Origin of the sequence: Acidovorax sp. SRB_14, assembly GCF_012932145.1 — a bacterium.
GTDB lineage: Bacteria > Pseudomonadota > Gammaproteobacteria > Burkholderiales > Burkholderiaceae_C > Simplicispira.
The window spans coordinates 1-13,511 of the sequence record NZ_MWOK01000040.1 but is presented as its reverse complement, the minus strand read 5'-3'; the positions used below and the strand labels follow the sequence as shown (position 1 = coordinate 13,511).

13 protein-coding genes are annotated in these 13,511 nt (G+C 68.6%); 10 read left to right on the top strand and 3 right to left on the bottom strand.

Features of this window, described 5'->3' with window-relative positions:
- A partial coding sequence (locus tag B2J86_RS17720; protein ID WP_173026272.1) for a triacylglycerol lipase occupies window positions 1-688 on the top strand: 688 nt, incomplete at its 5' end.
- Between the two features lie 68 nt (window positions 689-756).
- On the opposite strand, the gene phhA is transcribed toward B2J86_RS17720, so the two are convergent.
- The 3 genes from phhA to hppD all read right to left on the bottom strand — a co-directional run bounded on the left by phhA (window position 757) and on the right by hppD (window position 3,809).
- Window positions 757-1,593 carry a phenylalanine 4-monooxygenase gene (gene phhA, locus B2J86_RS17715; protein WP_173026271.1) on the bottom strand — a complete coding sequence of 279 codons (837 nt, stop codon included), beginning with the start codon at window positions 1,591-1,593 and terminating at the stop codon, window positions 757-759.
- Between the two features lie 66 nt (window positions 1,594-1,659).
- A complete protein-coding gene (locus B2J86_RS17710) occupies window positions 1,660-2,628 on the bottom strand; it encodes a tripartite tricarboxylate transporter substrate binding protein (RefSeq protein ID WP_169637202.1) in 969 nt (322 codons plus the stop codon).
- A 47-nt stretch (window positions 2,629-2,675) separates the two neighbouring features.
- Window positions 2,676-3,809: a 4-hydroxyphenylpyruvate dioxygenase gene (hppD, locus tag B2J86_RS17705; RefSeq protein WP_169170553.1), complete on the bottom strand. Its 1,134-nt coding sequence runs from the start codon at window positions 3,807-3,809 to the stop codon at window positions 2,676-2,678.
- Window positions 3,810-4,033: 224 nt separating this feature from the next.
- Here hppD and B2J86_RS17700 point away from each other — a divergent pair, with 224 nt between their 5' ends.
- The 9 genes from B2J86_RS17700 to glyS all read left to right on the top strand — a co-directional run bounded on the left by B2J86_RS17700 (window position 4,034) and on the right by glyS (window position 13,380).
- Window positions 4,034-4,516: an Lrp/AsnC family transcriptional regulator gene (locus B2J86_RS17700; RefSeq protein ID WP_169170554.1), complete on the top strand. Its 483-nt coding sequence runs from the start codon at window positions 4,034-4,036 to the stop codon at window positions 4,514-4,516.
- A 130-nt stretch (window positions 4,517-4,646) separates the two neighbouring features.
- The gene (locus tag B2J86_RS17695) at window positions 4,647-5,387 is read left to right on the top strand and encodes a GNAT family N-acetyltransferase (RefSeq protein ID WP_173026270.1); all 741 of its coding nucleotides are present in this window, start codon (window positions 4,647-4,649) and stop codon (window positions 5,385-5,387) included.
- A gap of 93 nt (window positions 5,388-5,480) precedes the next feature.
- Entirely contained in the window at window positions 5,481-6,362 is an 882-nt protein-coding gene (locus B2J86_RS17690) for a transporter associated domain-containing protein (RefSeq protein ID WP_169170556.1), read from the top strand.
- Window positions 6,362-7,933 (top strand): apolipoprotein N-acyltransferase, encoded by a 1,572-nt coding sequence (gene lnt, locus B2J86_RS17685; RefSeq protein WP_173026269.1) that lies wholly within the window; start codon window positions 6,362-6,364, stop codon window positions 7,931-7,933. Before B2J86_RS17690 ends, lnt begins: the two co-directional genes overlap by 1 nt.
- 201 nt (window positions 7,934-8,134) lie before the next feature.
- Entirely contained in the window at window positions 8,135-8,662 is a 528-nt protein-coding gene (fabA, locus tag B2J86_RS17680; protein WP_169170558.1) for a 3-hydroxyacyl-[acyl-carrier-protein] dehydratase FabA, read from the top strand.
- Window positions 8,659-9,876, top strand: coding sequence for a beta-ketoacyl-ACP synthase I (gene fabB / locus B2J86_RS17675; RefSeq protein WP_173026268.1), 1,218 nt, complete (start codon window positions 8,659-8,661; stop codon window positions 9,874-9,876). Before fabA ends, fabB begins: the two co-directional genes overlap by 4 nt.
- 143 nt (window positions 9,877-10,019) lie before the next feature.
- Window positions 10,020-10,973 (top strand): glycine--tRNA ligase subunit alpha, encoded by a 954-nt coding sequence (gene glyQ / locus B2J86_RS17670; RefSeq protein ID WP_173026267.1) that lies wholly within the window; start codon window positions 10,020-10,022, stop codon window positions 10,971-10,973.
- Window positions 10,973-11,275 (top strand): antibiotic biosynthesis monooxygenase, encoded by a 303-nt coding sequence (locus B2J86_RS17665; RefSeq protein WP_169170561.1) that lies wholly within the window; start codon window positions 10,973-10,975, stop codon window positions 11,273-11,275. Before glyQ ends, B2J86_RS17665 begins: the two co-directional genes overlap by 1 nt.
- A complete protein-coding gene (gene glyS, locus B2J86_RS17660) occupies window positions 11,272-13,380 on the top strand; it encodes a glycine--tRNA ligase subunit beta (RefSeq protein ID WP_173026266.1) in 2,109 nt (702 codons plus the stop codon). Before B2J86_RS17665 ends, glyS begins: the two co-directional genes overlap by 4 nt.
- Window positions 13,381-13,511 lie beyond the last annotated feature (131 nt).

The following is a 13,511-nucleotide window of genomic DNA, read 5'->3' as shown; positions in this document are numbered from 1 at the left end:
GGCCGAGGTGCTGGCGGCCGCGCGCGTTTTCGGCTGGCGCCAGCCTTTTCGCAGCCGCAGCCAGCCCGACTGGCTGCCGGCCCGGGCGCCGGGCGCGGCCGCGCCGCGCGGCGTGGTGCTGGTGCACGGGTTTCTGTGCAACCGCGGGATCTGGCTGCCGTGGCTGCCCGCTTTGCGCGCGCGCGGCCATGCGTTCGAGGCCGTGAACCTGGAGCCGGTGTTCGGCGCCATCGACGACTACGTGCCGCTGATCGACGCGGCCGTGCGGCGCGTGGCGCAGGCCACGGGCCGGGCGCCGCTGCTGCTGTGCCACAGCATGGGCGGCCTGGCGGTGCGCGCCTGGCTGCAGGCGGCCGGTGCCGACGCGCGCGTGCACCGCGTCGTCACGCTGGGCACGCCGCACGGCGGCACGGCGCTGGCGCGCTTTGCCTATTCGCCCAACGGCCGGCAGATGCGGGTGGGCGGCGACTGGCTGGCGCTGCTGCAGCGTGGCGAACGCGCCGAGCGCGCGGCGCTGTTTACGTGCTGGTATTCGAACTGCGACCAGATCGTCTTTCCGGCCAGCACGGCGGCGCTGCCAGGTGCCACCCACCGCTTCATCGCAGGCGTGGCGCACGTGCAGATGGCCTGCCATCCGCAGGTCCTGCAGGCCTGCCTGGAGGCACTGGACAGCGACCGCGCGGGGTGAGCCGTTTTCAGGACAAAAAGGCCTCCAGCGCTTGCCTGGACAGCGCTGGCCGCTATCAGAAAAGGTGATCAGGCCGCCGCCGCGCGCGCGTCGGCCGCGAACTCGGGCAGGCCGCGCAGGCGCGCGTAGAGCGGCGCGAAGTCGGCCGCCGTCAGGTCGAACAGCTGCTCGAAGCTGTCGATGACGAAGTAGGTCTGCTGGTAGCTGTCGATCTGGTAGCGCGTGCGCATGGTGCGCTCGAGCTGCAGTGGCAGGCGCTGCGGCTCGGGGCTTTGCACCGCATAGGCCAGCTCGCCCGACGAGCTCAGGATGCCCGCGCCATAGGCGCGCAGGCCGCCCGCTTCGCGGATCAGGCCGAACTCGATCGTGTACCAGTACAGGCGCGAGAGCATCTCGCAGGCGCCCAGTTCGGCCGCCTTGAGGCCGCCCTCGCCGTAGCGCTGGACGTAGTCGGCGAACACCGGGTTGAACAGCAGCGGCACATGGCCGAACAGGTCGTGGAACACGTCGGGCTCGACGATGTAGTCGAACTCGGCGGGCGTGCGGATCCAGTCCGTGACCGGGAACTTGCGGTTGGCCAGCAGCGTGAAGAACGGCACCTCGGGGATCAGCCCGGGCACCGCGACGATCTGCCAGCGCGTGGCCTGGTACAGGCGCTCGTTGATCTCTTCGAAGCGCGGGATGTGGTCCTTGATGCCGAGCGAGGGCAGGGCGGCGATGAAGGCCTCGCTCGCCCGGCCCGGCAGCAGCGCCGACTGGCGCTCGTAGAGGCGCCGGTAGGTGGCGTGGTCGGCCGCGGTGTAGGCGGCGTGGTTCTGCGCGCAGGTGTAGTCGTCGGCCGCGCGCGCATAGTCGCCGCGCGGCGGGCGGGTGGACTGGCCATAGACGACGGGGGGCTTTCCCATGGCGGACTCCTTGTCTTGCCGCGTCGTCCCCAGGCCCGCGCTGCGCGCGCTGGCCGTGGCGGGCGGCTATTCGATCTTGATCTTGGCGGCCTTGATCAGAAAGCCGTACTTGCTGTGCTCCGAGCGCACGAAGCGCGCGAAATCGTCGAGCACCATGTCCTCAGGCACGATGCCCATCTTCTTGAACTTCTCTTTGCCCGCGGGCGACTGCATGGCGGCCGAGAAGGCCGTGGCGTAGCGGCGCGCCTCCGCGTCGGGCAGGGCGGCGGGTGCAAACAGGCCGAACCAGGTCACCACGTTGAAGCCCTGCACCGCATCGTTGATGCTGGGCACGTTGGGCAGGGCCTCGTCGCGGCCCAGCGAGGTCACGCCCAGGGCCTTGAGCTTGCCGGCCTGGATGAGCGGCAGCGACGAGGCCAGGTTGTCGAATACCAGCGCCACATCGCCCGCCTGCAGCGCCTTCAGCGCGGGGCTGGAGCCCTGGAAGGGCTGGTGCGCCATGCGGGTGTTGGTCAGGGACTTGAACATTTCGGCCGAGATGTGGCCGATGCTGCCGTTGCCGCCCGAGCCGTAGCGCAGCTGGTCCGGGTGCTTCTTGAGGAATTGCACCAGGTCCGAGGTGGTGGCGATGTTCAAGGCGCGGGCCTGCTCGGCGTTCATGACCAGCACGTTGGGCGTGCGCGCCACCAGGTGGAGGGGCTTGAAGTCCTTGAGCGGGTCGTACGGAAACGCCTTGTAGAGCCACGGGTTCACCGCATGCGTGGCCACGGCTCCCATGAGCACGCGGTTGGCCGCGGCGGGCGACTTGGCGACCAGGTCGGCGCCCGTGCCACCGCCCGCGCCCGGCTTGTTCTCGACCGCGATGGGCCCGAGCTGGGCGCTGGCGCCCTCGGCCACGATGCGCGCCGAAGTGTCCAGCGGACCGCCTGCGGGGTAGGGGACCACGATGGTCAGGGGAGCGGCAGGGCTTTGTGCCTGCGCCACAGCGGCCATGCACAGCAGCACGACACCGGACAGGTAACGACGACGCAACATCAACATCCTTAGGGTGGTGGAAGCGCCGCAGTATAGAGAGCCGGGGCCTACTGGCTCAGCACGCCGCGGCGCATCTGGTCGAGCTCGATGCTCTCGAACAGCGCCTTGAAGTTGCCGTTGCCGAAGCCGTCGTCGCCCTTGCGCTGGATGAATTCGAAGAAGATCGGCCCGAGTTGGTTCTCGCTGAAGATCTGCAGCAGGACCGCGTCCTGCTTGCCGTCGATCAGGATCTTGCGCTCGCGCAGCGCGCCGAGCGGCTCGCCGTGGCCGGGAATGCGCTTTTCGACCAGTTCGTAGTAGGTGTCGGGCGTGTCGAGCAGGCGCACGCCGCTGGCGCGCAGCTGGTCCACCGTGGCGTACAGGTCGTCCGAGCCCATGGCGATGTGCTGGATGCCCTCGCCGCCGTACAGGTCCAGATACTCCTGGATCTGCCCGGCCTTTTCCTTGCCTTCCTCGTTGATCGGGATGCGGATCTTGCCGCAGGGGCTGGTCATGGCCTTGCTCTTGACGCCCGTGACCTGGCCCTCGATGTCGAAGTACTTGATCTCGCGGAAATTGAACAGGCGCTCGTAGAAATTCGCCCACTCGACCATGCGGCCGCGGTGCACGTTGTGCGTGAGGTGGTCGATGTAGGTCAGGCCGTGGCCGCGGGGGTGCAGCATCTCGTCGGTGCTGACGCCCGGCAGCGGCACGAAGTCGACGTCGAAGAAGCCGATGTTGCCGATGTCGCCGGGCTGCGCGCCGTTCTTGCCGCGCCAGCGGTCCACCAGGTAGATCAGGCTGTCGCCCACGCCCTTGATGGCGGGGATGTTGAGCTCGCCCGGGCCGGCCGAGCCGGCATAGCCCCAGGCGCCCAGGTTCAGCGCGCGCCCGTACGCGGCCTTGGCGTCGTGCACGCGGAACGCGATGGCGCAGACGCTCGGGCCGTGCAGGCGCGCAAAGCGCTGGGCAAAGCTGTCGGGCTCGGCGTTGATCAGGAAGTTGATTTCACCCTGGCGATACAGCGTGACGTTCTTGTGCCGGTGGCGCGCCACGGGCTTGAAACCCATGGCCTCGAAACTGCGGCCCATCGCGACCGGATCGGGGGCGGCGTATTCGATGAACTCGAAACCGTCGGTGCCCATGGGGTTGTCCCAGGCCGAGGCCTCGGGCGAGGCGGTGCGGGGCAAGGCTGCATTCATGGTTGTCTCCTGTCGCAGGCGTATTGATCTGTGTCATGCCACTGTAGGAGCGCAGCGCTTCAGCTTTCCCGCGTATTGCGGGCGCGCCAGGCCCCGATTTGCAGGAATGCTGCACAGAGGCGGGCGTTTTTGCCGTATCTGGGCGATCGGTGCGGTCGTTGGCGCTGCCGGGGCGGCGCCATGGGCCCAGCGCCGCCGCCACGGCCTCCGTACACTCCTGCCCCATGGAACACCCCAACCCCCTGGACAAGCTCGACCGCGCCATCCTGCGTGCCCTGCAGCACAACGGCCGCGAAACCTACGACGTGATCGGCGCGCAGGTCGGGCTCTCGCCCAGCGCGGTGCTGCGCCGCGTCAAGCGGCTCGAAGACAGCGGCGTGATCGACCGCTATGTCGCGCTGGTCAATCCCGAAGCGGTGGGCCTGGGGCTGACCGCCTACCTCAACGTGCGGCTGGAAAAGCACACCGAGAGCCACAAGCGCAACCCCATGGACCTGTTCCGCGCCAGTGTGCAGACCTGGCCCGAAGTGGTCGAATGCGCCTCGCTCACCGGCGAGATGGACTACCTGCTGCGCGTGGTGGTGCAGGACATGGCGCACTACAGCCGTTTCATCATGGACACCCTGCTCAAGCACCCGAGCGTGCAGGACTGCAAGACCAGTTTTGTGCTCGACCGCGTCAAGGCCACGACGGCGGTGCCCGTGTAGCGCGGGGTGGGTGCGTGCGCGCTGCGCGGGCATGCCATGGACCCGACCGAAGCCCCGCGGTCTGTGCTAAATTGTTGCGGTGCAGCAAAAAATGCTTGAACAACCTAGGGAAAACCCCTACATTCGACCCATGATTCTTACCAAAGACTGGTTCAGAGCATCCTGGGGCGCGGGCATCGATCTGCTGCGCCCAGTCAGCGACCGGGACACCGGCGATGCCTCGGCCCCTGCGGCTGCCAAGATCGCCCTGGTGGTGCCCATCCGCTCCCTCGGCCCCACCTACCGCGAGCGCATCGCCGCGCACCTGCTGGCCCTGGACGACTCCGACCGCTACCTGCGCTTTGGCTACGCCGCCAACAACGAACAGATCCGCCGCTATGTCGAGCAACTCGACTTCGAGCGCGACGAGATCTTCGGCATCTACAACCGCCGCCTCGAACTGATCGCCGTGGCACACCTGGCGTTCTCCGAACACCCCGACCACAAGCACTGCGCAGAGTTTGGCGTCTCCGTGCTCAAGAGCGCGCGCGGGCGGGGCTTTGGCGCGCGCCTGTTCGAGCGCGCCGTGATGCATGCGCGCAACGAGGGCGTGAGCATGGTGTTCATCCATGCGCTGTCCGAAAACACCGCCATGCTGAAGATCGCGCGCAATGCGGGCGCGGTCGTGCACCGCGACGGCCCCGAGTCCGAGGCCTTCCTGGAGCTGCCGCCGGCCAGCCTCGACTCGCGCGTGACCGAAATCGTCGAGCAGCACCTTGCCGAGGTCGACTACCGGCTCAAGAAGCAGGCCAAGCAGTTCTGGGACTTTCTCGCCGGCGTGCAGGAAGTGCGTGCCGGCGTCCAGGCAGGGCGGCACCAGGCGGGCGAGTGAAGGCCCGCGGCAGGGCACCGGCCGGTGCTTTGCCACCCCGATCCAGTATCCTAGGGGCTTGTTCCACTACCGCACGTCCTGCACCCCAAGGCTGTGTCCGACCCGCACCCCGCGCGTTTTCCAGAGAAGGAAGACAAGCGCACTTTTCTCCAGAAGGTTGTCGAGTTCATCCATCCCGGACCGGATTCCAACGACGAACTGATTGAAATTCTGGCCGAGGCCGAAGAAAACCAGGTCATCAGCTCCGACTCCCGCGTGATGCTCGAACGCGTCATCCGCATGGCCGACATGACGGCCGGCGACGTCATGGTGGCCGCGCCGCGCATGGACCTCATCAACATCGATGCGCCGTTCGACGAGTTGCTGCACTTGGTGATCAACACCGCGCATTCGCGCTTCCCGGTCTACCAGGGCGAGCGCGAGAACATCATTGGCATCCTCATGGCCAAGGACCTGCTCAAGCTGCAGCGCGCCCCCGAGCTCAACATCCGCGCGCTGCTGCGCCCGGCCGTGTTTGTGCCCGAGACCAAGGGCCTCAACGACCTGTTGCGCGAGTTCCGCGGCAACCGCAACCACCTGGCCGTGGTGATCGACGAGTTTGGCCGCATTGCCGGGCTGGTGACCATCGAGGACGTGCTCGAAGAGATCGTCGGCGAGATCGAGGACGAATTCGACATCCCCGAGGACGAGGGAGACATCTTTGCGCTGGCCGACCACAGCTACCGCGTCAGCGGCGACACGCCCATCGAGCGCGTGTCCGAGGCCTTCGAGGTGCCCATCGCGGGCAGCGACGCCGACGAAGACTTCGACACCATCGGCGGCCTCATCGCGCACGAGATGGGCCATGTGCCCAAGCGCGGCGAACACCTGCAGCTGTGCGGCCTGCATTTCGTGGTGCTGCACACCAAGGGCGGCGCCGTGCGCTGGTTCAAGGTGACGGCCGCCACGCCCGATTCCGCTGCCGCGCCCGGCTGATGGCAGCGCCTGCACCGCGCTCGCTGGCGCACGCCGCGCCCTGGCATTGGGCGCTCGCGCTCGCGGCGGGCCTGGCGCAGGCGGCGTCGCTGGCCTGGCCCTGGGGCGGTGCGCCGCTGTGGTGGCTGCAACTGGCCTCGCTGGCGGCGCTGGCCTGGCTGCTGCGCCCGGATGCCGCTCCCTGGCGCCGGGCGGCAGGGCTGGGCAGCGTGTTCGCCACCGCCTGGCTGGCCGGCACCTTCTGGTGGCTGTTCATCTCCATGCACCACTACGGCGGCCTGGCGGCGCCGCTGGCCGTGGCCGCCGTGCTCGGCCTGGCCGCGTTCCTGGGCAGCTACTACGCCCTGGTTTCAGGGCTGTTCAGTGCTATGGCGCCCACCCATAGGGCGTTTGCAGCTATTGTTTTCGGAGCACTCTGGCTGCTGGCCGAACTCGCGCGCGGCCTCTGGTGGACCGGCTTCCCCTGGGGCGCGGGCGGCTATGCCCACGTGCAGGGGCCGCTGGCGGCCCTGGCGCGCAGCGTGGGCGTGTACGGCATCGGCTTCGTGGCGGCGGTGCTGGCCATGCTGCTGGCGCAGGCGCGCCGCAGCGACTGGCGCAACCCGCGCGCCTGGGCGCTCGCGGCCGCCGTGCTCGCCCTGCTGGGCGCGCTGGCCTGGCAGCGCCACCGCGCCATCGAACGGCCCGACGGGCCGCCCGCACCGCCGCTGACGCTGGCACTGCTGCAAGGCAACATCCCGCAGGACGAAAAATTCCTGCCCGGCAGCGGCGTGCCGCTGGCACTGCAGTGGTACGCCGACCAGTTGCACAGCGCCCGGGCCGAGCTGGTGGTGGCCCCGGAAACCGCGATTCCGTTGCTGCCACAGCAACTGCCGCCGGGCTACCTGGACGCCATCGCGCAGCGCTACACCCAGGGCGCGCAGGCCGCGCTGCTGGGCATTCCGCTGGGCGACATGGCGCTCGGCTACACCAACTCGGTGCTGGGCTGGCGGCCGGGGCAGGACGCGCCGTACCGCTACGACAAGCAGCACCTGGTGCCGTTTGGCGAGTTCATTCCGCCGTTCTTTCGCTGGTTCACCGAGCTGATGCACATTCCGCTGGGCGACTTCAACCGCGGGGCGCTGGTGCAGCCGCCGCTGGCCTGGCGCGGCGAGCGCATCGCGCCCACCATCTGCTACGAGGATTTGTTCGGCGAGGAGCTGGGCGCGCGCTTTGCCGATCTGGCCAGCGCGCCCACCCTGTTCATCAACCTCAGCAACATCGGCTGGTTTGGCGATTCGGTCGCCATCGACCAGCACCTGGCCATCAGCCGCATGCGCGCGCTCGAATTCGAGCGCCCAATGGTGCGCGCCACCAACACCGGCGCCACGGCCATCATCGACCACCGGGGCGCGGTCGCGCAGCAGCTGCCGCGCGCCACGCGCGGCGTGCTCACGGGGCAGGTGCAGGGGCGCAGCGGCCCGGTCACGCCCTACGCCGCCTGGGTGTCGCGCTGGGGCCTGTGGCCATTGTGGTTTTTCGGGGCGGCGGTGCTGCTGGCCGCGGGGCTGGCCCGCCGCCGGCGCCGCTGAAGGGCAGATCCAAAGGGCGCGCCGGGGCCGCGCCGCTTGATCCATGTCATGGCGCGGACGCATGTCCCCGGTGCCATGGGGGCAGCGCCCACCGGGCGGTGGACCCACTGCCTTGATAATGTGCGGCTGTGATCGCTTGCGCCCGGCGCAGGCAATGAAAAATTGAGGTGGCTCTGCCGCCGTTCTGGAGTAAGACTGAAAATGGCAGATTCCTTTTCCTACGACCAATTGATCGCCTCGGGCGAGGGCAAATTGTTCCAGCCCGACAGCGGGCGTCTGCCGCTGCCGCCCATGCTGATGTTCGACCGCATCACGCACATCGACGCCGAGGGCGGCGCCCACGGCCTGGGCAAGATCCGTGCCGAGCTCGACGTCAAGCCCGATCTGTGGTTCTTTGCCTGCCACTTCCAGGGTGACCCGGTGATGCCGGGCTGCCTGGGGCTGGACGCGATGTGGCAGCTCATCGGCTTCTACCTGACCTGGCTGCAGCTGCCGGGCCGCGGCCGTGCCCTGGGTGCGGGTGAGGTCAAATTCACCGGCGAAGTGGGGCCGGAGGCCAAGCTCGTAACCTACGAGATCGACATCAAGCGCGTCATCAAGCGCAAGCTCGTGATGGCCATTGGCGACGCCCGCCTGCTCGTCGACGGCAAGGAAATTTACGTAGCCAACGACCTGCGCGTGGGTCTGTTCAAGAAAGAAGAGGCGCCGGCCTCGGGAGCTGCAGCATGAAACGGGTAGTCATCACCGGCACGGGCATCGTCTCGTGCATTGGCAACGACAACGCCACCGTCACCCAGTCCCTGCGCGAGGGCCGCTCGGGCATCCGCGCCATGCCGCAGTTCACCGAGCTGGGCATGCGCAGCCAGGTGGCCGGCGTGCCCCAGATCAACCTCGAAGAGCGCATCGACCGCAAGCAGCTGCGCTTCATGGGCGACGCGGCGGCCTATGCGCACATCGCGCTGGCTGACGCCATCGCCGTCTCGGGCTTGGCGCCCGAGCAGGTGTCGCACCCGCGCACCGGCCTCATCATGGGCTCGGGCGGCGGCTCGCCGGCCAACCAGATCGAGGCGGCCGACATCCTGCGCAGCAAGGGCATCCGCCGCGTTGGGCCCTACCAGGTCACGCGCTGCATGAGCTCCACAGTCTCGGCTTGCTTGTCGACCAACTTCGGCATCAAGGGCATCAACTACTCCATCACCTCGGCGTGCAGCACCTCGGCGCACTGCATCGGCGCGGCCGCCCAGCAGATCGCCTGGGGCATGCAGGACGTGGTGTTTGCCGGCGGCGGCGAAGAAGTCACCTGGGGCATGGGCCTGCTGTTCGACGCCATGGGTGCCATGTCGAGCGCCTACAACGCCACGCCCGAGAAGGCGTCGCGCGCCTACGACGCGAACCGCGACGGATTCGTGCTCTCGGGCGGCGGCGGCGCGGTGGTGCTCGAGAGCCTGGACCACGCCCTGGCGCGCGGCGCGACCATCCTCGGCGAAGTGGTCGGCTTTGGCGCCACCTCCGACGGTGCCGACATGGTCGCCCCCTCGGGCGACGGCGCCATCGCCTGCATGCGCCAGGCCATCGCCACCGTCAGCGAGCCGATTGACTACATCAACACCCACGGCACCTCGACGCCCGTGGGCGACGTGCCCGAGCTGCGCGCGATCAAGGCCGTGTTTGGCGACGCGATTCCGCGCTTTTCGTCGACCAAGTCGCTCACGGGCCACTCGCTGGGCGCCACGGGCGTGCAAGAGGCGATCTACTGCCTGCTGATGCTGCAGCAGGGCTTCATCGCCGGCTCGGCGAACATCGAGACGCTCGAGCCCGCGGCCGAGGGCATGCCCCTGGTGCGCCAGACGGTCGATGCGCCGATCCGCACCGCGCTGTCCAACAGCTTCGGCTTTGGCGGCACCAACGCCAGCCTGGTGCTGCGCCGCTGGGACGGCGCCTGAGCCGGCAGACCCCTGCGGCCCGTCCTTCCTGCGGGGTGGACGGGCCGTTTTCTTTGGGGCCGTAAAATCCCGCCCTTGTGCGCCCCCGGGGCGCACCCCGGACAAGACCCTCTTTCGCGCGGTTTGCGCCGCGCAGCACCCACATGTTGACCTTCCAGCAAATCATCCTCAAGCTCCAGTCCTATTGGGACGCCCAGGGCTGCGCGCTTTTGCAGCCCTACGACATGGAAGTGGGCGCCGGCACGTCGCACACCGCTACATTTTTAAGAGCATTGGGGCCGGAGCCCTGGAAGGCCGCCTATGTGCAGCCCAGCCGCCGCCCGAAAGACGGCCGCTACGGCGAAAACCCCAACCGCCTGCAGCACTACTACCAGTACCAGGTGGTGCTCAAGCCCGCGCCCGACAACATCCTCGAGTTGTACCTGGGCTCGCTCGAAGCGCTGGGCTTTGACCTGAAGAAGAACGACATCCGCTTCGTCGAGGACGACTGGGAGAACCCCACGCTCGGCGCCTGGGGCCTGGGCTGGGAGGTCTGGCTCAACGGCATGGAGGTGACGCAGTTCACCTACTTCCAGCAGGTCGGCGGCATCGACTGCAAGCCTGCCACGGGCGAGATCACCTACGGCCTGGAGCGCCTGGCCATGTACCTGCAGGGCGTGGACAACGTCTACAACCTGACCTGGACCGAGCGCGCCGACGGCAGCACGCTCACCTATGGCGACGTGTACAAGCAGAACGAGGTCGAACAGTCGACCTACAACTTCGAGCATGCCGATGCCGACTTCCTGTTCACTGCTTTTGGCGCGCACGAAAAGCAGGCCCAGCACCTGATGGGCGAGCAGCTGGCGCTGCCGGCCTACGAGCAGGTCTTGAAGGCCGCGCACAGCTTCAACCTGCTCGATGCGCGCGGGGCGATTTCCGTGACCGAGCGCGCCGCCTACATCGGCCGCATTCGCAACCTTGCGCGCGCCGTGGCCAAGAGCTACCTCGACAGCCGCGCTCGCCTGGGCTTTCCCATGGCGCCCCGGCAGCACGCCGACGAGGTGCTGGCCGAACTGGCCAAGGCTGCAGAGCAACAGAGCACGAAGGCCGCCTGATGGTCCTTGAAGTCGCCACGCTGCAGGTCCGGCAGGGCCAGGCGGATGCGTTCGAGCGCGCGTTCGCTCAGGCACAGTCCCTCATTGCCGGCATGGCCGGTTACCAGGGCCATGAGCTGCAGCGCTGCATCGAGGACGACCACCAGTATGTGCTGCTGGTGCGCTGGAACACGCTGCAAGACCACACCGTGGGCTTTCGCCAGTCTGCCCAGTACCAGGAGTGGCGCGCCCTGCTGCACCATTTTTACGATCCCTTTCCCACGGTGCTGCACTACACCGTCTGCGAGCCCAAGCCACTATGACCACCCAAAACCTTCTCGTCGAACTGTTTGTCGAAGAACTGCCCCCGAAGGCCCTGCAAAAACTGGGCGACGCCTTTGCCGGCGTCCTGCTCGAACAGCTGGCCGCCCAAGGCCTGGCCTCGGGCGCGTCGCAGCTGACGGCCTATGCCTCGCCGCGCCGCCTCGCCGCCCATATCACCGCCGTGGCGCACCAGGCGGCGGACAAGGCTGTGTCGCAAAAACTCATGCCCGTGGCCGTGGGCCTGGACGCCGCAGGCCACGCGACGCCCGCCCTGCTCAAAAAGCTGGCCGCCCTGGGCGCCGACGCGTCGGCCGTGGCAGCCCTCAAGCGTGTGCACGACGGCAAGGCCGAGGTGCTGTACTTCGAGAGCACGGCGCGCGGCGCGCTGCTGGCCGACGGCCTGCAAAAGGCACTCGACGAAGCGCTGGCCCGGCTGCCGATCCCCAAGGTCATGCGCTACCAGCTGCAGGACGGCTGGAGCAGCGTGCAGTTCGTGCGCCCGGCCCATGGCCTGGTGGCGCTGCACGGCAGCGAGGTGCTGGTCGGTGTGAAGGCCCTGGGCCTGACGGCTGGCAATGCCACGCGCGGCCACCGCTTCGAAGCCGCCGTGGACCCGGTCGTGCTGCGCGACGCCGACAGCTATGCCCCGCAGCTGCGGGAGCAGGGCGCCGTGGTTGCCAGCTTCGCCGAGCGCCGCGCCGAGATCGCGCGCCAGCTGCAGGCTGCGGCGCAGCAGGTCGGCGGCGGCGTGCGTCCCATCGACGACGCAGCCCTGCTCGACGAAGTGACGGCCCTGGTCGAGCGTCCCAATGTGCTGGTCTGCGCCTTCGAGCAGGAATTCCTGGCCGTGCCGCAGGAATGCCTGATCCTGACCATGAAGGCCAACCAGAAGTATTTCCCGCTGCTGGACGCCGAAGGCAAGCTGACCCACCAGTTCCTCGTGGTCAGCAACATCAGCCCGCAGGACGCGAGCGCCGTCGTCGGCGGCAACGAGCGCGTGGTGCGCCCGCGCCTGGCCGACGCCAAGTTCTTCTTCGACCAGGACCGCAAGAAAACGCTGGCTTCGCGCGTCGATCAGCTGTCCAAGGTGGTCTACCACAACAAGCTCGGCACGCAGGGCGAACGCGTGGAGCGCGTGCGCGCCATCGCCAAGGCGATCGCCCAGCAACTGGGCGATGCCGCGCTGGTGACCCAGGCCGACCAGGCCGCGCTGCTGGCCAAGACCGACCTCGTGACCGACATGGTCGGCGAGTTCCCCGAGCTGCAAGGCACCATGGGCCGCTACTACGCGCTCAACGACGGCCTGGGCGAGGTGATCGCTGACGCCATCGAAGACCACTACAAACCGCGCTTTGCAGGCGACGCGCTGCCGCGCAACACCGCAGGCGTGGTGGTGGCCCTGGCCGACAAGCTCGAAACCCTGGTCGGCATGTTCGGCATCGGCAACCTGCCCACGGGCGACCGCGATCCGTTCGCGCTGCGCCGCCACGCGCTGGGCGTGGTACGCATGCTGGTCGAGAAAGACCTGCCGCTCGACCTGCACGCGCTGCTGGCCGGCGCTGTGCCGGCCTTTGGCGACAAGGTCGAGGACGCGTCCGCGCTGCTCGCCGACTTCATCTACGACCGTCTCGCCGGCAGCCTGCGCGAGCAGGGCTACAGCGCCCAGGAGGTCGATGCCGTGCTGGCCCTGCGCCCGCAGCGGCTGGCGCAGGTGCCGCAGTTCCTGTCGGCCGTGCGCGCCTTCGCTGCGCTGCCCGAGAGCCCGGCCCTGGCCGCGGCCAACAAGCGCGTGGGCAACATCCTCAAGAAGGCCGGCGAGGTCGACGCCCACGTCAACCCTGGCCTGCTGCAGGAGCCGGCCGAGCAGGACCTGTACGCCGCGCTGCAGCGCTTCGTGCCCGAGGCCAATGCGCAGTTCGACGCGGGCGACTACCGCCGCAGCCTGCAGACTCTGGCCGTGCTGCGCGCGCCGGTCGATGCGTTCTTTGACGACGTGATGGTCAACGCCGAGGAGCTCGACCTGCGATTGAACCGCCAGGGCCTGCTCAAGACCCTGCACGATGCGATGAACCGCGTGGCCGACCTCTCGCGCCTGGCCGCCTGAGCGCCCGCCATGGCCGAGGCCACGCCCGTCACGACCGCCGCGCCGGCCGCGCAGCGCACCGCCTGGCTGCTGTTTGCGCCGCCGGCCGCGCTGGTCGGGCTGCGCTGGCTGCTGGCGTGGCAGGCCGAGCG